Consider the following 20,465-nt stretch of genomic DNA (forward strand, 5'->3'; position numbering starts at 1 on the left):
TTATTATCAAGTATTGATAATGATTATTGAATTTTAAATCGGATAAAATTTGTCCGATTTAAAAAATAAAGGAAAAAAGATGTTAAATGGATCAAATGTACTTTCCGTAAAAAAGATTATGTTAGTTGCAGTTTTAGCGTTCAGCTCTCTTCAAGCAGAAGATGTCGTTCACTATGACAAAAGAGAAGTGAAAAAACCTGAAATGAGCAAACCGAACCATCCGAACGATAATATTTATATAAATAGATAAGTATCAAATAGGATAAGATAAGCGCCGGTGTAAGAGGGTATACCTCTGTTTTGCGCTCCCGGCGTTTTTTATCTGAAGCGCAATCTTCATGCCTTGTGTTGAAAAGGCCACTGCAGGCCTTTTCTCTCCTTGTAAGGATCTCACGGATCCGATTTTACCCCTCTTTTATGATATCGATCGAAGAGTGCGATCTTTCTTTTGCAAAACATACGCGTAGAGAAGCGTGTATCCGCAAAAAGTATCTCGGTAATATTCTCATTCGGTACAGTTTTTAAATAATTGTTTGATAACATATCTGTATGTTAAAACAATACAAAGAAGCCATCGAAAAGACAAATATCATCTCTAAAACAGATACGGACGGTATCATCACGTTCGTCAATGACGAGTTTTGCAGGATATCCGGGTACAGCAGAGAAGAGCTGATCGGTAAAAATCACAATATCGTAAGACATCCGGACGTCGACCCTTCAAAGTTCAAGCTTCTTTGGGATACCATAAAAAATAAAAACATATACAAAGATACGGTTAAAAATCTGGCAAAAGACGGCTCCACGTTCTATGTAAATACGACCGTGATCCCCATACTCGACGAAAACGGGGATATAGTGGAGTATATGGCCATCCGCTACGATGTGACAAAAGAGGTCTTTTATAAAAAAGAGCTCCAAAAAAAAGAGATAGAGCTCGAAGAACTCAACAGAAATCTCGAAGAGAGAATCGAAGAGAAAACAAAGCAGCTAAAAGAGCTGAACCAGACGCTGGAGCTACGGGTAAAAGACGAGATAGCAAAGAACGAAGCAAAACAGCAGGTCATGTTCTGGCAGTCGAGGCTGGCGAGTCTGGGGCAGATGCTCGCAAATATAGCGCATCAGTGGAGACAGCCTCTCACCGAGCTGAATCTTACTCTGTTCAGCATTAAAAAAGCTTCTCTCAATGACGACAAAGAGAGCATCGTCAGGTATTACGACGAGAGCAAACGCATTATAAAGAACATGTCCAACACGATCGAAGATTTCACGAACTTTTTTAGACCGGATAAGGAAAAATGTTACTTTGATCTTGCCGAGAGCATAAACGAATCGGTCCATATCCTTGAGCGGATCATAAAACAGGAGATGATAAACATCAAACTGAACATAGACAACATCGAAGTCATGGGGATTCCAAACGAGCTTTCGCAGGTCATCATAAATCTTATAAAAAACGCAAAGGATGCTTTCATCAGCAACTCGATCCTTATAAGAGAGATGAGCATAAGTGCAAAAAAAGAGGGAAAATTTGCGGTTATAGAGGTACAAGACAATGCCGGCGGCATCAAAGAAAAAGACCCGTACAAGATATTTGAACCCTACTTTACCACAAAGCATACGAGCCAGGGAACGGGGCTGGGGCTATTTATGTCAAAGATGATCTGTGAACAGGGGTTTAACGGTTTTTTAGACGTAAAAACAAACAAAAACACGACGACCTTCATTATAAAAATACCTATGGAACAATAAGATGAGAAAGAAATTTTTAAAAGAGCTCAAAGTGTTGCTGGTCGAAGACGAAGAGAAGTTGGCGAACTCTTTTAAAGATGCTATCGGAGACAGTTTTTACAGATTTTATATCGCAAACAACGGACAAGAAGGGCTGGAAAAATATTATGCGCTTAAACCCGATATCATCATCACCGATATCATGATGCCCGGTATGACGGGACTAGAGATGTCAAAAGAGATAAGAAAAACGAACAAAGATATCCCCATTATCATCCTCAGCGCGTACAGCGAGACGGACAAATTTTTAAATGCCATCGACATAGGCGTGGTCAAGTACTTTATAAAGCCCTATGATCCCGATGAACTTTTGGAGTACATAAACTCCATAGGAAACAAGATCGAAAACAAGCTCATAAAGCTCAGCGACGGCTTCTCGTTCAACAAAGGTACGGGAGTCCTTTATAAAAACAACCGCTATATCGCGCTTTCAAAAAAAGAGATCGAGTTTATACAACTGCTCGTAGAACGGGGTCAAAACGGTAAGATGACAGTAGACAGCGACAGTATCAAAGAGAAGCTTTGGCCGGATGAGGAGGCCAGTGAAGAAAGATTAAGGACATTTATTAAACGTCTCAGAAGCAAAACGTCCTCCGAGCTGATCGTCAATGTCAAAGGGCATGGATATCAGCTCCGCATACGATAAACTTTCTTTTCACTACTTTTTTAGAAAAAGCAGCACAAAAATCGTGTCAGCAGTTGGATTTCTTAACGCCTCCACTCGGTCAAAAAAACTAAAATCCAAAGTGATACAAAACAGCCTATACAACTGCCACGCCAGTGCAACATCTGCAGAGCTAAGAAAATGCTTATAAATCTCGTTAAGAAAATTCAACGTGTTTGAGCAAAGCGAGTTTTGAATTTTTAGAGATTTGTGAGGAGTTTCTTGGGGACTTGACGTAGTCAAGCTCGAAGCCGTTGCAGAGTTTTTGCTTACTTTTTGCGAACAAAAAGTATGAGATAAAGCCTTTTACATGTAAATTAATTATTTTGTCGTTTTAAAATAAATGACTATAATATTCACTCAAAATATGTTTTATGATAAAAGGATAAATGTTGATAAACTTAGCAACTATAGAAGAATTCGTAATGCGTTATCTTTTCAAAGATGGTTCTGAATGTTATGATTGTATTCAAGTTGAGAATAGTTTAGTCTTATCACAAGACAAACAAACTATTCGAGCCACATTGAAATCAAAAATTTCCAATATAAATTTAAACCCGTTTGACATTGTACTTACAATAAAAGACAATAAATTATGGATCAAATCAGATTTTTTTGAAGATGCGTCCGCTTTATATCCTTTACGCATTTATTCAAATGATGATGAATATATATTAGTAGCTGAATTTTCTACTGAAGTTATGTATCTACATGTTGAGTGTTCATAACACTTGGATATTAGTATGAAATTCGATGAAATGTCTTATGATGAGCTGGATCAGCATGCAATGGAATGCCTTATATTCGATGATGAAGAAGTTTCACCAATATTAAAAGGGCATATTTTTATAGAACAAGTTTTAGAAACTTTGTTATCTAATAACTTACAAAACCCTTCTACATTTTTCAAAAAAAACCGTTCTTTTGATATTAAAGTTGATTTAGCTTATGCAATGGGTTTATTAAATGATAACTACTATTCAGCATTTAAAGCAATTAACAACGTTAGAAATAAATATGCTCATAAACATAACTATAAAGTATCAATTCAAGAACTCAAAGCTTTTAAATTTGATTGGGAAGATATTCAAAACCAAGCATTTGAAGGTGCATGTAAAAAAGGAGTTGGAGAAGCAGCAAGAATAGCTACAATATTTTTATCTTGGAAAGCAATATACCTAATAAAAAATTATGATTGAGAATTTGTTTTAAAAAAATCCATAACAACCCCCTGCAAAACAGAAGCAATCAAAATATAAATAGACAGAATTACCGTGAATTTCCATCCGAAGTAGTCTATCATCACCGGCAGCATCGGCACTTTAATGCTGCGTGAGTAGACGAAAGCTACGATGAGCCCGTCACGCATTCCGTGGGTTCGCAGATCGGTTAGCAGCGGGTACCAGACATACACCGGTCCGTGACTTATGACTCCTCCCGCCAAAGCAAAGAACCACCCCTTTACACCCGAACCCATTTGCAGTTTTTGCGAAAATTTTTTTGCATCGAAAAAGTAGTTGAATACTCCCAAAAGGATGATGACGGCTGTAATGATGGGAAGAATTCTAAGAAATACATGGAAGCTGGCATCTAGGGCAGTGAGTGTCTTGCTTGGATGCAAGAAGGCCAGTACTATGTATGTTGTAATGACGATAGGCAAAAAGATCGTTCCGCTTACCCTTGCTTTTGGTGCTTGTTTCATGAGAACACCTTGAGCGTCATTACCGTTAAGAAGGTAACCACGATAGCTCCGATAACGCTGAGCAGATTTCGAACAATAGTAAAACGTCTGCCAAAAAGCTGCCACTCTAAAGGCAGCTGAACGACACCGATGCTCACCCAGGAGAGTATGAATGCGGTAACGGCATAGAGACTGATGCCGCTAGAGAGCAGTTCACCGCCGAGAATATAGCTGACCACAGGGTTTCCCACAGACACGCCGCCGGCAAGAGTGCCTATGAGCGTGTCGCCAAGGGTGTTTCCGCTGAAAATGCTTTTGAGCATATCTTCTGTAATGTATGTTTGAAACAGCCCCATCGTCAAGATGACGGCTGCAAGCATCGGCAGAATGCTGCCGAAGTTCTTTAGAGATTGTAAGATGGAGCGAAGAAATGTTTTATCTGCCATTACATGCTCCTTAGGCAAATCTGTTAAACGTTGTAGTAGGTCGCGTTCGGGTGGTAAACCACAAGTGCGGAAGTGGACTGCTCAGGATGTATCTGGAACGTCTCGCTAAGCTCTATGCCAAACTCTTCAGGTTTTAGGAGGTTAAAGAGCGGACGGTTGAGCTCAAGGTCGGGACACGCCGCGTAACCGAATGAGTAACGAGCACCCTGATACTTACTCATCTGCACGTCGTTAACGGTGCTTCCTTCGTTCTCTGCGATGTTGAGGTCTAAGCGTATCTGTTTATGTACCATCTCCGCCAGTGCTTCGGCGAGCTCGACGCCAAGACCGTGAAACTGGTAGTACTCCGTGTATTTTCCCTCTTCGTAGAGTTTGCGCTCCGCTTCGCTCAGCCTGCTCCCCGCACTTACGCAGGTAAGGGCGAGGACATCATGTCTGTCATGATGAAAAAAGTCGCTCAGTGCGCGGTGCGGTTTGCGCCTTTGTCTTGGAAAGTCAAACTCCTCTACGGCTCTTGGATATGCTTCGTTAAACGGCTCGGTATTGATGTTGTTTTTGCCTGTATATCCTTCGCTTTCATCGAATATTACCAGACGGTTGTCGTCGCTCCTGCACGGCCAGTAGCCGTAGATGATCGTCGGCTCGAAAAGCTTCTCGTCCAAAAACTGTGCTTTGAGTTTTTCATATGCCGGCCATACAACTTCGTCAAGCTGCTTTTGGTACTCCTCTTTGCTCATTCCCTTAGAGCTGTATCCCCAGCGGGATTTGAAAAGTATCTTGTGGTTGACCCAGTCGAACGCTTTTTCTATCTGCGCGGGTGTAAGTTTCATCTCTCTTCTTCCCCAAAACGGAGGAGTTGGCACTACAACGTCGCGTGAAGGCATCTTGATCTCTTCATAAGGCGGGATGATGATCTGGGCATCTTCAACATGTTCGATCACAGGTGCATCGGGATGCAGATTGGTGTCAAAGTTGCCCGACTCTATACGGCTCATCGCCGTTACGCCGTCAAATGCGTCTTTACAGTAAAAGATCGGCCCGTCATAAAAAGGACGGCAAAAATCGTCTATAAACGAACGGGTAAGCGCCGCGCCTCCAAGCAGGATGGGTACTTGTATCCCCGCACTTTTAAGCGTTTCGAGGTTCTCTTTCATCACCTGTGTGGACTTAACAAGCAGACCGCTCATACCGATGGCATCGGCGTTGCTCTCTTTAAGGGTCTTGACGAAGTCGTCAAGTTCCACTTTGATCCCGAGGTTTATGACTTTAAAACCGTTGTTTGAGAGGATGATATCCACTAGGTTTTTGCCCACGTCATGTACATCTCCCTTTACCGTTCCAAGCACCAGTGTCGTATCTGTTTTTTTGTCGATCTTTGGCAGGTAGGGCTGCAGGTGGTCAACCGTTGCTTTCATAGTCTCTGCACTCTGTAAAACAAACGGCAGCTGCATCTGTCCCGCACCGAAAAGCTCACCGACCACTTTCATCGCGTCGATGAGGTATTCGTTGACTATCTTCTCAGGGGCTATGGTTTTGCGTACCTCTTCTACAAGCGGCAGCATTCTTTCTTTGTCGCCGTCCATGAGAAGTTTTTTTATCTTCTCTTCATCGCTTAGGGCATTGAATGCTTCATCGTTAGCCGCAGTGTCTACCGCTTCTTTGCCGCTGAAATGGTCAATGAACGTAAAGAGTGCTTCGCCTTCAGGCTTGCGGTTGAAGATAAGATCGTCGCATATTTGCTGATCCTCTTGGCTTATTTTGTTTATCGGAATGATGTGCTGCACGTTGATGATGACCGATGTAAGTCCCGCTTCTATACAGTGGTGCAAGAACATTGAGTTCAGATATGGCCTTGCGTCTTTGTGCAGACCAAACGAGATGTTTGAAAGCCCGAGAATTGCTCCAACTTCAGGGTGACGAGTTCTCAGCTCACGGATTGCTTCGATGGTGTTGATGCCCGCATCAAAATACTCCTCATCACCGCTTCCAAGGGTAAAGGTAAGCAGGTCGAACACGAGGTTTTCTGGATTTATTCCGTGCTTCTTGGTAGCAAGTTCGTAGATGCGCTCTGCTACTTCGAGTTTTCGTTCTATGGTCTTTGCCATTCCCTGTTCATCAATTGTGAGACATACAAGTGCAGCGCCGTACTTTTTAGCTAAAGAGCACACCGCGTCGAACTTCTCTATACCGTCTTCGAGGTTGACCGAGTTGATGATAGGCTTGCCGCCGATAAGTTTGAGCGCTTCTTCGAGTGCCGGGGTCTGCGTGGAGTCGGGCATGAGCGGCAGGGCGATCTTTTGTGCATAAAGCGAGAGAACGTTTCGCATATCTTTTGTTTCATCGCGTCCTGCAAAGCCTACCGATACGTCAAGCACATGCGCACCTACGCGTACCTGCTGCTGTCCGACACTGAGGGTTCCCTCATAGTTTTCATCCAAAAGCAGTTCGCGGAACGCTTTTGAACCTGTTGCATTAGAGCGCTCTCCTACAAGCAGCGGAGCAGGATCCTGCATTAAAGGTACGGTATTAAAAAGCGAAGCAAGCGAGTTGGGCTGGCTTCCGCTAGGCGCTTTTGGCGTTTTGCCCGTAACACGGTTTGTTAGCGCACGGATATGCTGAGGCGTAGTTCCGCAGCATCCGCCCAAAAAGCTCACACCTTCATATTCTAAGAACTCCTCCTGCTTGTCTGCAAACTCATCGGGTCCCATCGGGTAAAAAGTGTAGCCTCCGCGGTTTTGCGGCAGACCTGCATTGGCATGGACGGAAATAGGTTTGCCCCATATTTCGCTTAAAGTCTTGACATGTTTTTTGACCTGTTCAGGACCCGTACCGCAGTTAAATCCGAGGCTTAAGATGTCAAACGGCTCTAAAATGGTCGCGATGGTCGAAGCATCCGTACCGATGAGCATAGTACCTGCAAGCTCGATGGTGACCGAAACCATAACCGGAATCTCCGTACCGCGTTGGCGACTGGCTGCATCACATGCATGAAGACCGGCTTTTATCTGGAGCGGATCTTGACATGTTTCTAAGAGGAATAGATCGACTCCGCCGTCGATGAGACCAAGAGCACACTCTTTGTAACCTTCGAACATCTCGTCATAATGGATATGTCCTAAAGAGGGCAGTTTTGTTCCGGGACCTATCGAGCCTAGAACATAACGCGGATGTTCAGGGGTGGAAAATTTGTCGCACATCTTTTTAACGACCGCCGCTCCCGCACGCGAAAGCTCATATGCGCGGTGTCCGATGCCGTACTCGTCAAGCACCCATGAAAAAGAGCCGAAGGTATTTGTGGTGATGAGATCCGCACCCGCTGTTAGATAAGCGCTGAAGATATCTTCCATGACATCGGCTGCAGTGACGTTGAGGAGCTCGTTACACCCCTCCAGCCCTTCCCATGCCTCTTTTGGTATCTGCTCGTCGCGCTGCTGCAGCTGCGTACCCATCGCACCGTCGATGATAAGCGGACGCTTTTTTATAGTCTCTAATATTTGCTGTTTTACTGACATTCTTTATCTTTAGTGATTTATTGATATCATTCTATCCAAACGGAGCATAAAAAATAATGAGGATATCTTTACAAAAAAAGCCGTTTAAGGATAAAAGATCTTGAACAAAAATATAAGAGAGAAATGTTACGAGTGTTTTAGACCTCTATCGAGCTGTATGTGTTTGCATATAAGAGCTGTCGAGACAAAGACGAAGTTTGTGATCCTGATGCATCCAAAAGAGTACAGAAAGATCAGAAACGGCACGGGGCATCTGACCCGTCTCTCTTTACCGAATTCCGAACTGCATGTTGGCATAGACTTTAGTTCCCATACCAGAATCAACGAGATATTGGATGATGAAAAGAACATCTGTTACCTTCTTTACCCTTCCAAAAAGAGCATCGAGATAAACTCGCATAAGATATCGTGCGAGGGTAGAAATACCGTAATATTTATCATCGATTCTACCTGGGCATGTGCAAAAAAGATGCTTCGTCTGAGCAAGAAGATCTCCGCTTTGCAAAGCATCAGCTTCACGCATACAAAAAAATCCGAATTTGCCATAAAAGAGCAGCCAGAGGAGTACTGTCTTTCTACCATAGAGTCTGTTTTAAGTGTTATGGAACTTTTGAATGAAAACGGGGATGAGAGGATAGAAAAAGAGTCGCTGGAGGATTTTTTAAACCCTTTTAAAAAGATGATAGATTTTCAGATAGAGTATATGCAGGAGTGCCAAAACCCTAGATTCAGCTTACAATGACTTTGTTTCTTCCGCTCTGTTTTGCTTTGTACAAAGCTTCGTCCACTCTTTTTAGGAACGTTTGTACCGTTTCGTCTGTTTTGTATTGTGTCACTCCGAAACTCATGGTTATAGGCAGTATCTTTTTATATTTTTCGATCTCGCAGCGCAGCTTTTCAGAGATCCCTACGGCTTCGTTTATATCGGTGTGAGGAAGGATGATTATAAACTCCTCTCCGCCCATTCTGCAGAAGATATCCGTTTTTCTTAGCAGAGAAGATATGAGTTTGGTGTATTCGATCAAAACACTGTCTCCGACATCATGTCCATGGTCGTCGTTTACGTTTTTAAAAAAATCGATATCGAGCATAATGAGAGAGAGCGGATATTCGTAGCGTTTGACCCTGAATATCTCATCATCGATCTTTTGATCGAAATAGTGGCGGTTGTATATATCCGTAAGCGTGTCTTTTATGCTTAATATAAGCAGCTCTTTTTGGTACTGTTCCTCTTTGGTAATATCTGAGAGAACGACGCTGTAATGTTTCGGATCTTCCGAGATCAAAGCGGCTGTCACGGAAAAATAGTAAATCTCATCCAGATATAGTATTTTTGCTTTATGTACGATATCACTGTTTCGTATAACATACTCTATCCAGTATCTATTGTTCATAGGCTGCTGCAGATAACCCTTTTCTTTTGCGAACAGATCGCATACGCAGTCGTAATCTTTTAAGAACTCATCGATAGTTTTGTAAGAATAAAAGTATTTGAAAAAGGCTTTGTTCGTGTCGACCAATTTTTTACCGTCGTTTACGATCACTATGTTGCTGGCGGTGTCGAGGATGCTTTTATAATATTTTTTTTGATTTCTGTTTTTGATCAGGATAATGTTGCTGATAATAAAAAGGACGAGCAGACCGAGCAGTACGAAAACGCTCATCCACTTAAAGACAAAGAACTCCAGGTTCATTGTCTGTACGTCCGAGAGCTTTTTGAACATTATAAAATATCCGATGGCCTGCGACTGAGAATTTTTTAATTCGTAAGAGACTATGATATAGCCGTTTTCGATCTTATACGAATTGTTAAAATAGTTTGTAGGACCATGCGTTTTAAGGTAATTTGTAAGATTTTCAGGCGCATTGAGATTTGCTACGTAGTGATCGTTTATAAATTGATTCGTCAAAGGGAATTTTATTTTGTCCGTGAACTCTTTTTTTACTACGACGACAGAGCCGACCTTCGAATCTTTCAGACTGTTTGCGATGGAATTGAAATGTGTGATGACCTCTAAGATACCTATGAAATTTTTGTTTTCAAACAGCGGAACGATGGTTCTGATCGAGAGGTCGAACCGGCAGATATCTATAGAGTAGTTTACCGTTTTATGTAAAAGGATGTTTTTTAGATCCTTTCTGACATCATGAAGCAGATCGCCTTTGAGATCGCTCCAGCTTCTATACAAAGAGACGGCGTCCTTGTTTATGATCTGAATCCAGACGTTTTTGTAAAGTGTTTGTTGTGTAAGCTTGTCAAGGAGGTCTTTATAAGAATCGGAAGCTATTTTGTTTTGTTTTATCTGCTCGATCAGATTCTTATCGTTAGCCAGACTCAGTGCGATCGCCAGAGTAGATTTTTGTTTCTGCAGGATCATCAGTTTGACGTTTTTACGCATAGAAGCGGCTTCATGCGTATAGATGGAGTTTTGTATCTTTTTCGTATTTAACTGCACGTAACTAAATACAAAACCGCCGATAACAATAATAAGAAGCAGCAGTATTGCTGCATAAGGTTTGTAGCTCTTTAGCATAACTCCCCCTTATTATTTATTATTGTATTATACTATAATCCGGGAATACGGGGTATACGTCCTAATTTTGAAAGTCTGCAATATTTTCCCCATCCCTTTTTCAGCCAGTGTCCAAGGATAGGCAGAGGGATCATTTTCGCTTTTTTTTCATCCCTGTATACAAATGCCGCACCGTCTCCGCTGTCCATGACGCAAAGAATGTTGAGATGTTCTTGGTATCCTTTATGATTATCGGCATTATTCTCTTGTTCGTTAATATTATGAGCCGCATTTCTGGCCATGACCTCGGCGATATGCCCCTGCTTTGCTCTCCATTCAGGACCCTCTATAGCAGCTACGTCGCCTACTGCATAAATGTATTCAAAGCCTTCGACCCGACAGAAATCATCTATCTTAACAAATCCCGCAGCGTTTTTAGGCAGATCGGAATCTTTGATGATCTCATGTCCGTCTCCGGCGGGGATGAACATCGTAAAGTCACTCTCAAGCTTGCTGTCGTCTTCAAAGATAACGCCGTCGTTTTGAAAAGCCTTTATCTTTTTGCCGAAATGTTTTTTTACCATGGTACGTTCAAAGAACATGTCCATCATTTTCAGTGCTTTTTCACCCATCCTTGCGCCCGGTTTTGGCATCGGAGCAAAAAAAGTGAGCTCGTAGTTCTCTCTTATCCCTTTTTTCTTCAACAGATTGTGTACGTTAAAAAGCAGTTCAAATCCTGGGCCTCCCCTCACGGCGGAAGTATCGTTGGGGTTGCCGCCAAAACCAAACGCGATCTTACCGCTGCCCTTTTCAACAAGCTCCTGCACCCTGTCTTTTATGAGCAGCGACTGTTCCGGCGCTCCGCAGATGGAAAGGGTGTGTTCTATCCCTTTGGCTTTCATTTTTGAAGCTCCTATGGCGATTACGAGATAATCATAATCATCCATGACTCTGCCGCTTTTTAAAGTAACGCGGTGCTCTTTTGCTTCTATCGATCTGACGGGATCGATGATGATCTTGAATCCATGTGCGTCTTGAAGTTTTATCAGTTCGACGCATATGTCTTTGAATTTTGTTTCTCCCGTAGGTACCCAGATGGATGTAGGATATATGTAAAAAAAATCTCTGTCGCTTACCAGAGTCACGTCAAAATTGTTTTTTCTTAAGTAGATCGCAGACTCTATTCCGGCAAATCCGCCGCCTAAAACTAGAACTTTTTTCATATCGATCCTTATGTTATAATTTCATCTAATAGAAAATATTAGAATTATTGGCGTTAAAACCAGCTTAAGTTCTTGATAATAACGTCATCGTCCGGAGATAAAAGTGAGAGTTCTTGTTTATGGGCTCGGCGGAGTCGGCGGGTATATAGCCGCGTATCTTTGCCGTACGGAAAATGAAATTGTCGGAGTCGCCAGAGGAGAGCATCTAAAAGCGATACAACAGAGAGGATTGCGTGTAGTAGAAGACGACAGAGAGTTTAGAACGACAAATATCGAAGCGGTTGAGGAAAAAGAGCTTGGCGGATATTTCGACATGGTTCTTTTTTGCGTAAAAAGCTATGATCTGGAGGATGCCGTACTTGCTTGTAAGCCTTTTATAGATGAAAACAGCATCGTTTTAAGCCTGGCTAACGGAGTAGAGCATGGCGGTACGCTTCGCAGACTTTTACATGCAAAGGTGCTCGATGGCTGCGTCTATATCCTTTCGCATATAAAAGCTCCCGGAGAGATAAAAAAAAGCGGCGACGTGTTCGCACTTATATTTGCAGGGGAGGGCAGTGAACTTCTGGCGGATATGTGTGAGGAAGCGGGACTGAGATATAAAGTACCGCAAAATGTCAAAGAAGCCATCTGGAAAAAATATATCTTTATCTCCACTTTTGCGATGCTGACAAGCTACTACGACGAATCGATAAGATCGGTATACGAAAATCATTATGATAAAGCTTTGAGCGTCTTAAAAGAGATCGCATTGATAGCAAAAGCAAAAGATATAGATATTGAAGAAGAGATAGCAAAAGCGCTGCATACGGCTTCAAAACTGCCAAAGAACGCTTCGACTTCGATGCATAAAGATATCAAGGCTACAAGAAGAGACGAGCTGGAAACTCTGTGCGGCTATCTGGTAAGAGAAGCGGATGCTTTGCATATAAACATCCCCGATATACAAAGATATTATGACGAACTTCTAAAAGTCCACCACTGATATCATTTGACCAATTCTATCTCGATACGGCGGTTTTGTGCACGTCCTTTTGCCGTAGAGTTGTCGGCTATCGGATCTTTATCCCCTTTGCCGATCGCCGTGAGTCTGGCTTTGGAGATACCGTATCTCATAAGGGCTTCTTTTACGGAATCGGCTCTTCTTTGAGAAAGATTTTGGTTCTTTTGGGCGTCGCCCGATGAATCCGTATATCCCAAAATGACAATATCGTATTCGTCATTTTGGCGTAAAAAGTCGGCAAACTTTTTTACGTCGTTCATAACGGCGTCGGTCACCTTGTATTGGTCTGCACCAAATGTCACATGCAGTATTTTGGCGGTAGGACAGCCGTTTTCATCGACCGCGAAATCTTCAGGGGTGTTCGCACATTTGTCTTTAATATCGGGTACTCCGTCATTATCACTGTCAAGCTCTTTTTTTACGACCTGCTGTTTTGTCTGCGGCTTTTGCTTCTCTTTTTGTTCGCTTTTTATCTCCTGTTTTTTTTCAACGGGCTTTAGTTTTACGACGGGAGCTCTTTCAACGGATACAGGTTTGATGTAGGGAAACTGATCGTCTGCACAGATTAAAGAGGAAAAGAGAAATAGCGTCAGGAAAAAGGATCTCATATAGCACTCGCTTGTTTGATTTTTGCTAATTATAACTAAATTTTAAACTCTAATCTGCCGGCTTAAAACTGTTCATACGATAATGATGTAAAATCACATAAATTTAGCAAGGATCTGGGATGTCTATGAAAAAACTTGTGCTGGGCGGAGGTTGTTTTTGGTGTATCGAAGCCGTATACAGCAATGTCAAAGGTGTAAAAAAAGCTCTAAGCGGTTACGCGGGAGGAAGAAGAAAAGACCCGTCATACGAGCAGGTGTGCAGCGGAGCTACGGGGCATGCCGAAGTAGTCGAGATAAGTTATGACGATGCAATCATAACGATGGAGGAACTTTTGGATATCTTTTGGGAGATACATGACCCCACTACATTGAACGCCCAAGGAGCCGATGTCGGCACGCAGTACCGCTCCGTCGTTTTTTACGGCAGCGACGAAGAGAAAAAAAAGATACAAGATTCCATTGCCAAGGTATCTTCGGATTTTGACGACAAGATAGTGACGGAGGTTGCTCCACTAAGCGAATTTTATCCTGCAGAAAGATATCATCAAAGCTATTTTGCCTCGAATCCGAATCAGGGTTACTGCAGAGTCGTCATCGCTCCGAAGCTTCAAAAGTTTATGACCAGATTTCCCGAAAAACTGGCGTAAAACAGGAGAGAAAAAGGGCTGTTATTTAATTTTTCTATAATGTGGTAAAATAATAAAAACTTATTTAGGAGAGAGCATGGAGAAAGTGTATGATATGGTTATAGTCGGAGCCGGACCTGCCGGTATAGCCGCAGCGGTCGAAAGTTATCTTTTGGGTATAAGAAATATTTTGATGCTGGAAAAAGATGAGAACCATAATGCTACGATCCGAAAATACTACAAAGACAACAAGCGTGTCGATAAGGACTGGAAAGGACAGAAAGTGGAGCTGGATGGCAACATCTATTTTCTCGACGGCACCAAAGAGACCACGCTGGATTTTTTCGATGAGGTGATAAAAGCTCACGGCGTAGAGCTTGTGACGCATACCGAAGTGAGCAAGATAGAAAAGAGCGGTGAGATATTCGATGTCTTTATCGCCGGAGGAAGTATCAAAGCGAAATATGTCGTCGTTACGATCGGCAGAATGGGAAAACCGAACAAGCCCGAGTACAAGATTCCTACAAATATCAAAAAAAGAGTGGGCTATACGCTTGATGATTGCAGCGAGGGAGAGAAAATTCTGGTCGTAGGCGGTGGTGACAGTGCTATCGAGTACGCCGTGGACCTGAGTCCCAAGAACGATGTTTCGATCTGCTATAGACGAGAAACTTTCAGACGTGCAAACCCGATAAACCAAAGAGATATCGCCAATGCTATAGCCCATAGCGAGGTGCGTCCTATCTTAGGCGTGAACATTTCGGCGCTCGAAGATGAAGAGGGAAGAGTAAGGGTCGTTTACGATGAGATAGAGCCAGAGATTTACGACAGAGTGATCTACGCCATAGGCGGAACGACTCCAAGTGCATTCTTGGCGAGTTCTGGCATAGAGGAGCAAGACGGCAAACCGGTTCATGACGATAATTATGAGACAGCGATAGAGGGACTTTTTGTCGCGGGGGATATCACGCAAGAGTCAGGTGGTTCGATTGCTCTGGGACTCAATCATGGCTATAAAATAGCCTGTCATATCAACGAACATCACTCTTAATCTTTTACGATAGGACCGTCCGTGGAGGTCTCGATGTCAAAACCTCCCTCTTCGTTGGGGATAAGAAGCGAGAGTTCTATGGAGCAGTGAAGATACTCGGCAGTAGAGATCGGAGAGTTTTTTGTATCTTGAAAAGCCGCCACTTTCGCATTATAGATGATATCGTCCACAAGGGGCTTCAAGGCCTCTGCAGATGAAGCGTGACCTCGGACTTCGTTATCGACTTTTATGGAGACTTCCGAAGCTATCTTCTGCTCTAAAACAGGGTACTCCTTTAAAAGAGATTCTCTGTCTATTTTTCTTTTTGCTTCGATGACCTCTTCGATGGAGTCGCGTACAAGTTGTAAAAGCGGTGATCTTGCCATTGCAGCGACTCCTTTTTGTGCCGTTTTTTTAATTATAGCAGATTATGCGGTTATTTTCTCTTTTAGATAGATGTTTAGGATCTTGATTATGAGCATGACAAGGATGACCTGAAAGAGCGATGCAAGGATGAAAGCGTAGTAGTGAAACTGGTCTATACTGTTGGCATTGTATGCGAGTGTTGCCATCGCAATAAGCAGGGTAAGCGGCATAGAATGGCTGAGCCCCATAAGTATAGATGCTTTGAATCCGTACTCTTTGATAAACACGAGAGAACTGAGCAGACGCATGATTATCATGACAAAGGTTATGATCAACGCTTTTGTGATAAGACCGTTTATCAAAAGGGCGTTAAGATTGAAAGTACTTCCGATATGGATAAAAAATATAGGTATCAAAAATCCGAATCCGAAACTTGCCAGTTTTTCAGGCAGCTCATCTTTATGCTCGAAGAAAGTAGGGATGAATATCCCCGCTAAAAATGCACCGAACGCCAGTTCGAGATCAAGATAGAGCATGACTGCCACAAGGATGAAAAATATCCCCATGGAGAGTCTTATGTCTTGTTCCTTGTTGTCGTTGTGCGGCATAAGCGCAACGGAGACTTCGGGAAACCACCAAAACAAAAGCTGCAAAGAGCGAAACAGAAAAAGCATAAAAAGCAAAAACAGGACAAGTGCCAAAAGAGCTTTAAATAATCCCATTCCGTTTCCGTACTCCAATGCGGCGGAGACAAGGGTGAGCAGAGCGATACTGACGACCTCTCCGATCCCTCCGGCCGTCATCGAAAGTGTAAGCCATTCCGTTTTGCCGTACTCTTTTGAAAGTGCTGCGACAAGCCCGACGGAGATAAGAGGTAAAAGAACCATAAATATCTTGCCAAGCGAAAAATAGAGAGAAAACGCTATGGAAAAGCTATAGAGCAGAAGAAGGTAAAGCAGGATCGTTTTTACAAGTTTAGGAGGTGTTTTCAACACTTTTTTTAAGTCGATCTCGGTACCGGCGATAAACATCAGATATAAAAATCCAAACTCCGCGATGATATCGAAAATATTTTGATGATGTAAAAATCCGACATAGCCCATCAGCGAGCCGAACACTATCTCAAGCGGGGTTGTGGGAAGTTTTAATATTTTTGCAAAAAAGGGAGAAAATATCACTATCATAGAGATAGTCAATATGAGATTTACATCATCTATCAAAACTCTTTTCCTTTGTGCATTAGACCTCAGGCGAGGTCGCAATATCGAGATTTAAAGATTTCAGCATCTGTAAATCCCTGTTCTTTTCCCTTCCGGGTGTCGTCAGGTAGTTGCCGATGACGATCGAGTTGGCACCCGCTTCAAATATCTCGGCCTGTCTGTCGCCGAACATCATCTCTCTTCCTCCGGCAACCATGATCCTGTTGGCATCGCATAAGACTTCACGTGTGAGCCGTATCAGCTCCAAGGCTTCGTCGGCCGTCAAAGTATTGGGCTTTAACGGAAGTGCCGGATTGTGATGGTAAAAGTTTATAGGTACGGAAGTCGGGTTCAACTCTTTGAGTGAGTTTAGCATACTTATCCTGTCATCTTGTGTTTCGCCGAGTCCGAAGATTCCGCCGCTGATAAGTACTAACCCCGCTTTGTGCACGTTTTTACAGGTTTCGTATCTTTCATCCCATGGGTGGGTCGTACATATCTGAGGATAAAATTCGCGTGAAGTCTCCAGATTGTGGTTGTATGCTTTTATGCCCGCTTCTTTGAGTTCTAAAAGCTGTTCAAGAGACGCTGTTCCGTTGCAGGCGATGAGTCTTAAAGCGGGAATTTCACGGCTTACTTCGCGCGCGGCTTGACATACGAACTTTAAAGTCTTCTCATCAAGCCCTTTATGCGCAGTTACCAGACAAAAACCCAAAGCGCCGCTTGCATGCGCTTCTTTTGCTTCGGCTACTATGTTGTCTATGGGTTTTTGGATGTAGCGCTGTATGTCCGCTTTGTATTTTACGCTTTGAGAGCAAAATTTGCAGTCTTCATTGCATGTACCGCTGTTTATATTGCTTATCGCGCATAAAAAAATCTTTTTGCTCATAGCGTCCTCTCAAAAAAGAAGTGCGATTCGTTAAGATCGCCGTTTTTCGTGTTTTTATTATAGTAAGTTACGTTGTAGCCTTTTTCCGTGATATCAAGCATAGCCCATTCTGCAAGAGGTTTATTTCTTGCACATGCTTCTCCGGGATTTAAAAAAAGCGTGTTGTTTTTAAAATCGCATTCAAAGATATGAGTATGTCCGAAGATGACTATGTCTGCATCCGGGCTCATGTAAAATGGCAGATGCATAAGCTTGAACTTCACGCCTGAGAGTTTGAAATAATAGGGTTCTTGCACAAGGTTGTATCTGTTATGATGGGCGACGAGCGGAGCATCGTTGTTCCCGTATACGGCGATATATTTCAGCCCGCTCTTTTTTAACTGTTCGAGAATTTCCGGCTCACCGATATCTCCGGCATGTATCAAAAATTCCGCACCGTTTTTTATCAGGTGGTTTATCACCTTTTGTGACAGCTTGGATTTTTTATGCGTGTCTGAGAGTATGCCTATCTTCATTTTATTCTTCTTTATTCTCTCTTGGAGTACGGTTTTTACATTTTATACACTCATAGACCTCTTTGTTTCTATATACTCTTGCTGCAAGTACTCCGTTGCAGCCCTCTTCCTTACATCTATGCGCTGTAGGTTCGAACTTTGAGATGAATTTACATTTCGGATAGTTTTCACATCCCCAGAACGCTCCTCTTTTGGATTGACGGAACAGCAGTTTGCCCCCGCAGTCCGGGCACGGGATCTGTGATTCTTTCATAGTAGATTCAAGTGCTTTGGTGTTTTTGCATTTCGGGTATGCGCTGCATGCCAGGAATTTTCCGTTACGTCCGTTTTTGACGATCATATCGCTGCCGCATTTTTCGCATTTTTCGTCACTTGTCTCTGCCGTCTCCTGCTCTTTTTTCTCTTCGCCCTCTATCTGTTCGGTGTATTTACATTTAGGAAATCCGCTGCAGGCGATAAAGTTTCCGTAACGCCCCGAACGAAGCAGAAGCTCGCTGCCGCATTTGGGACAGTTTTTTCCCGTAGGCTGCGCCAGTTTTGTACTTGCGATGTTCTTTTTGCCCTCTTCGATCTCTTCCATGAAAGGGAAGTAGAAATCCTGCAGAGTCTTCTGCCAGTCCTTGCCCCCTTCGGCGATCTCGTCGAGTACCTCTTCCATATTGGCGGTAAAAGAAGCATCGACGATCTCTTTAAAATGTTTTTCCAAAAGTTCGGTCACGGTGAAAGCCATCTTTGTAGGGACTAACTGCTTTTTCTCTACGTTTATATAGGTTCTCACCGTCAATGTCGAAATGGTCGGTGCGTACGTCGAAGGACGTCCTATACCTTCGGCTTCGAGCTTTTTGATGATCGAAGCTTCCGAGTAACGTGCCGGCGGCTCCGTAAAGTGCTGTGTCGGCTTGATAGATTTTATGTCGATAGGCTCATTCTCTTTTAAAGTAGGAAGCAGTTTGTCCTTGTCGTCACTACCGAGAACTTTATAAAAACCGTCGAAAAGAAGTTTTCTTCCCGTAGCTTTGTATTGGGAATTTTTACCGCTAAAGGTGATGCTTTGTTGTTCGAACAGCGCATCGTTCATCTGACATGCCATAAATCTTTCATAGATGAGTTTATAGAGCTTTATCTCGTCTGCTTTAAGATATTTTGCTGCAGTTTCGGGTGTAAAATGAAGCATAGTAGGGCGGATCGCCTCATGCGCTTCTTGTGCGCCTTTGGACTTTTTCGCATAGATTTTCGGTGATGCGGGAACATATTTATCTCCGTATCTTTTGGTTATCTCCTCTCTTACGGCATCGACGGCTTCTTTTGCCATGTTCAATGAGTCCGTACGCATATACGTGATAACGCCGGAGGTTCCTTCGGGCGTTTTGACTCCTTCATAAAGAGATTGTGCGATCATCATCGTCTTTTTAGGAGAATATCCGAGTTTGCTTGAAGCGGTCTGCTGCAGAGTCGATGTCATGAACGGCGGCGGTGTCGAGCTCTTACGCTGTTTGGTTTCGATCGAAGATACCAAAAAAGAATCATTTTGTACTTCTAAGACTATTTTTTTGGCTTCCTCTGCATTCTTTATGGAGAGTTTATCTATCTTATCGCCGCGAAAAGAGATCAAGTTCGCTTCGATATCAGGTTTAAAGATAGTATCTATGCTCCAGTATTCCTGCGGTACGAACGCTTCTATCTCGCGTTCACGGTCGACTATGATCTTGAGCGTCGATGATTGGACGCGTCCTGCCGAGAGCCCTTTTTGTATCTTTGAGCTCAGCAGAGGCGAGAGCTTGTAACCGACTATTCTGTCAAGCAGACGGCGCGTCTGTTGTGCATTGACGCGGTTCATATCGATACTGCGGGCAGTCTCTAGTGCATGCATGATGGCACTTTTTGTGATCTCGTGAAATACGATTCTCGGAAGCGTGCTAGGGTCTTTTTTGATAGCGTATGCGATATGCCAGCCTATCGCTTCTCCTTCGCGGTCCTCATCGGTCGCGATATAGATGGTATCTGCTTTCTTTGCCAGATCCTGTATCTCTTTAACGACACCGCTGTTCTCTTTTGCCACGCTGTACGCGGGAGTAAGTTCATTGTTTTCATCTACGGTTATTCCAAAACGGGATTTTGGAAGATCTCTGATATGTCCTTTTGAGGCTATGACCTCATATCCTTTTCCCAAAAAATTTTTTATTGTTCGCGCTTTGGCCGGTGATTCGACGATAATTAAGTCCAAAATATTTTCCTATATAATAGTAGTATGCTACTTTTCGATTTTGAAAGTGTATCAAAAAAAAATAAAATAATTTGAAAAAATAATTTAAAGCTTTTTTTTTAGGTGTCGATATAGTTTGTATCAGCAAGGACGCTGAGAAAATTTTGAAGAGCTCAAAGCTCTCGCCCGAAAAGGA

The 20,465-nt window shown here is 42.9% G+C and carries 20 protein-coding genes; 9 read left to right on the plus strand and 11 right to left on the minus strand.

Annotated elements, in window-relative coordinates:
* Positions 1-79: 79 nt before the first annotated feature.
* The 5 genes from WCY03_RS00755 (at position 80) to WCY03_RS00775 (ending at position 3,654) form a co-directional block, all read left to right on the plus strand.
* Positions 80-250 carry a hypothetical protein gene (locus tag WCY03_RS00755; protein WP_345993096.1) on the plus strand — a complete coding sequence of 57 codons (171 nt, stop codon included), beginning with the start codon at positions 80-82 and terminating at the stop codon, positions 248-250.
* Between the two features lie 299 nt (positions 251-549).
* On the plus strand, positions 550-1,752 hold the full coding sequence (locus tag WCY03_RS00760) for a PAS domain S-box protein (protein ID WP_345993097.1): 1,203 nt from the start codon (positions 550-552) through the stop codon (positions 1,750-1,752).
* 1 nt (position 1,753) lies between these two features.
* On the plus strand, positions 1,754-2,437 hold the full coding sequence (locus WCY03_RS00765; RefSeq protein WP_345993098.1) for a response regulator transcription factor: 684 nt from the start codon (positions 1,754-1,756) through the stop codon (positions 2,435-2,437).
* Between the two features lie 410 nt (positions 2,438-2,847).
* Complete coding sequence (locus tag WCY03_RS00770; protein WP_345993099.1) at positions 2,848-3,183, plus strand: hypothetical protein; 336 nt, start codon at positions 2,848-2,850, stop codon at positions 3,181-3,183.
* A gap of 15 nt (positions 3,184-3,198) precedes the next feature.
* The gene (locus WCY03_RS00775; protein ID WP_345993100.1) at positions 3,199-3,654 is read left to right on the plus strand and encodes a hypothetical protein; all 456 of its coding nucleotides are present in this window, start codon (positions 3,199-3,201) and stop codon (positions 3,652-3,654) included.
* Here the strand turns inward: WCY03_RS00775 and WCY03_RS00780 are convergent.
* Genes WCY03_RS00780 through metH form a run of 3 tightly spaced genes read right to left on the minus strand, consistent with a single transcriptional unit; the run spans position 3,645 to position 8,094 of the window.
* Entirely contained in the window at positions 3,645-4,157 is a 513-nt protein-coding gene (locus tag WCY03_RS00780; protein WP_345993101.1) for a permease, read from the minus strand. The genes WCY03_RS00775 and WCY03_RS00780 overlap by 10 nt on opposite strands.
* Positions 4,154-4,582: a permease gene (locus tag WCY03_RS00785; protein ID WP_345993102.1), complete on the minus strand. Its 429-nt coding sequence runs from the start codon at positions 4,580-4,582 to the stop codon at positions 4,154-4,156. Before WCY03_RS00785 ends, WCY03_RS00780 begins: the two co-directional genes overlap by 4 nt.
* A 23-nt stretch (positions 4,583-4,605) precedes the next feature.
* Complete coding sequence (gene metH, locus WCY03_RS00790; RefSeq protein ID WP_345993103.1) at positions 4,606-8,094, minus strand: methionine synthase; 3,489 nt, start codon at positions 8,092-8,094, stop codon at positions 4,606-4,608.
* Between the two features lie 100 nt (positions 8,095-8,194).
* Here metH and WCY03_RS00795 point away from each other — a divergent pair, with 100 nt between their 5' ends.
* On the plus strand, positions 8,195-8,836 hold the full coding sequence (locus WCY03_RS00795; RefSeq protein ID WP_345993104.1) for a tRNA-uridine aminocarboxypropyltransferase: 642 nt from the start codon (positions 8,195-8,197) through the stop codon (positions 8,834-8,836).
* On the opposite strand, the gene WCY03_RS00800 is transcribed toward WCY03_RS00795, so the two are convergent.
* Positions 8,823-10,628 (minus strand): diguanylate cyclase, encoded by a 1,806-nt coding sequence (locus WCY03_RS00800; RefSeq protein WP_345993105.1) that lies wholly within the window; start codon positions 10,626-10,628, stop codon positions 8,823-8,825. The two genes, WCY03_RS00795 and WCY03_RS00800, sit on opposite strands and share 14 nt — an antisense overlap.
* Positions 10,629-10,660: 32 nt before the next feature.
* Positions 10,661-11,830 (minus strand): FAD-dependent oxidoreductase, encoded by a 1,170-nt coding sequence (locus WCY03_RS00805; RefSeq protein ID WP_345993106.1) that lies wholly within the window; start codon positions 11,828-11,830, stop codon positions 10,661-10,663.
* A gap of 103 nt (positions 11,831-11,933) precedes the next feature.
* Here WCY03_RS00805 and WCY03_RS00810 point away from each other — a divergent pair, with 103 nt between their 5' ends.
* The gene (locus tag WCY03_RS00810) at positions 11,934-12,815 is read left to right on the plus strand and encodes a 2-dehydropantoate 2-reductase (protein WP_345993107.1); all 882 of its coding nucleotides are present in this window, start codon (positions 11,934-11,936) and stop codon (positions 12,813-12,815) included.
* A gap of 2 nt (positions 12,816-12,817) precedes the next feature.
* Here the strand turns inward: WCY03_RS00810 and WCY03_RS00815 are convergent, their stop codons facing one another.
* A complete protein-coding gene (locus WCY03_RS00815; protein ID WP_345993108.1) occupies positions 12,818-13,441 on the minus strand; it encodes an OmpA family protein in 624 nt (207 codons plus the stop codon).
* Positions 13,442-13,566: 125 nt separating this feature from the next.
* On the opposite strand from WCY03_RS00815, the gene msrA reads away from it, so the two are divergent.
* Both msrA and WCY03_RS00825 read left to right on the plus strand, forming a co-directional pair.
* Entirely contained in the window at positions 13,567-14,088 is a 522-nt protein-coding gene (gene msrA, locus WCY03_RS00820) for a peptide-methionine (S)-S-oxide reductase MsrA (protein WP_345994092.1), read from the plus strand.
* Between the two features lie 76 nt (positions 14,089-14,164).
* A complete protein-coding gene (locus WCY03_RS00825) occupies positions 14,165-15,118 on the plus strand; it encodes an NAD(P)-binding domain-containing protein (RefSeq protein ID WP_345993109.1) in 954 nt (317 codons plus the stop codon).
* Here WCY03_RS00825 and WCY03_RS00830 read toward each other — a convergent pair.
* Genes WCY03_RS00830 through topA form a run of 5 tightly spaced genes read right to left on the minus strand, consistent with a single transcriptional unit; the run spans position 15,115 to position 20,290 of the window.
* Entirely contained in the window at positions 15,115-15,483 is a 369-nt protein-coding gene (locus WCY03_RS00830) for an AMMECR1 domain-containing protein (RefSeq protein ID WP_345993110.1), read from the minus strand. The two genes, WCY03_RS00825 and WCY03_RS00830, sit on opposite strands and share 4 nt — an antisense overlap.
* 42 nt (positions 15,484-15,525) lie before the next feature.
* Positions 15,526-16,683 carry a cation:proton antiporter gene (locus tag WCY03_RS00835; protein WP_345993111.1) on the minus strand — a complete coding sequence of 386 codons (1,158 nt, stop codon included), beginning with the start codon at positions 16,681-16,683 and terminating at the stop codon, positions 15,526-15,528.
* A gap of 19 nt (positions 16,684-16,702) precedes the next feature.
* Positions 16,703-17,551, minus strand: a complete 849-nt coding sequence (locus WCY03_RS00840) for a biotin synthase (RefSeq protein WP_345993112.1) — start codon at positions 17,549-17,551, stop codon at positions 16,703-16,705.
* Positions 17,548-18,066 (minus strand): metallophosphoesterase family protein, encoded by a 519-nt coding sequence (locus tag WCY03_RS00845; RefSeq protein ID WP_345993113.1) that lies wholly within the window; start codon positions 18,064-18,066, stop codon positions 17,548-17,550. The genes WCY03_RS00840 and WCY03_RS00845 overlap by 4 nt, the downstream gene beginning before the upstream one ends.
* 1 nt (position 18,067) lies before the next feature.
* Positions 18,068-20,290 carry a type I DNA topoisomerase gene (gene topA, locus WCY03_RS00850; protein WP_345993114.1) on the minus strand — a complete coding sequence of 741 codons (2,223 nt, stop codon included), beginning with the start codon at positions 20,288-20,290 and terminating at the stop codon, positions 18,068-18,070.
* Between the last annotated feature and the right edge of the window lie 175 nt (positions 20,291-20,465).

Source organism: Sulfurimonas sp. HSL-1716, from assembly GCF_039645975.1.
Taxonomy (GTDB): Bacteria; Campylobacterota; Campylobacteria; order Campylobacterales; family Sulfurimonadaceae; genus Hydrocurvibacter; species Hydrocurvibacter sulfurireducens.

Coding starts and splice junctions, on each gene's coding strand:
- WCY03_RS00755 (WP_345993096.1), top strand. CDS start 80: ATGTTAAATGGATCAAATGTACTTTCCGTAAAAAAGATTATGTTAGTT.
- WCY03_RS00760 (WP_345993097.1), top strand. CDS start 550: ATGTTAAAACAATACAAAGAAGCCATCGAAAAGACAAATATCATCTCT.
- WCY03_RS00765 (WP_345993098.1), top strand. CDS start 1,754: ATGAGAAAGAAATTTTTAAAAGAGCTCAAAGTGTTGCTGGTCGAAGAC.
- WCY03_RS00775 (WP_345993100.1), top strand. CDS start 3,199: ATGAAATTCGATGAAATGTCTTATGATGAGCTGGATCAGCATGCAATG.
- WCY03_RS00780 (WP_345993101.1), bottom strand. CDS start 4,157: ATGAAACAAGCACCAAAAGCAAGGGTAAGCGGAACGATCTTTTTGCCT.
- WCY03_RS00785 (WP_345993102.1), bottom strand. CDS start 4,582: ATGGCAGATAAAACATTTCTTCGCTCCATCTTACAATCTCTAAAGAAC.
- metH (WP_345993103.1), bottom strand. CDS start 8,094: ATGTCAGTAAAACAGCAAATATTAGAGACTATAAAAAAGCGTCCGCTT.
- WCY03_RS00800 (WP_345993105.1), bottom strand. CDS start 10,628: ATGCTAAAGAGCTACAAACCTTATGCAGCAATACTGCTGCTTCTTATT.
- WCY03_RS00805 (WP_345993106.1), bottom strand. CDS start 11,830: ATGAAAAAAGTTCTAGTTTTAGGCGGCGGATTTGCCGGAATAGAGTCT.
- WCY03_RS00815 (WP_345993108.1), bottom strand. CDS start 13,441: ATGAGATCCTTTTTCCTGACGCTATTTCTCTTTTCCTCTTTAATCTGT.
- msrA (WP_345994092.1), top strand. CDS start 13,567: ATGAAAAAACTTGTGCTGGGCGGAGGTTGTTTTTGGTGTATCGAAGCC.
- WCY03_RS00825 (WP_345993109.1), top strand. CDS start 14,165: ATGGAGAAAGTGTATGATATGGTTATAGTCGGAGCCGGACCTGCCGGT.
- WCY03_RS00830 (WP_345993110.1), bottom strand. CDS start 15,483: ATGGCAAGATCACCGCTTTTACAACTTGTACGCGACTCCATCGAAGAG.
- WCY03_RS00840 (WP_345993112.1), bottom strand. CDS start 17,551: ATGAGCAAAAAGATTTTTTTATGCGCGATAAGCAATATAAACAGCGGT.
- WCY03_RS00845 (WP_345993113.1), bottom strand. CDS start 18,066: ATGAAGATAGGCATACTCTCAGACACGCATAAAAAATCCAAGCTGTCA.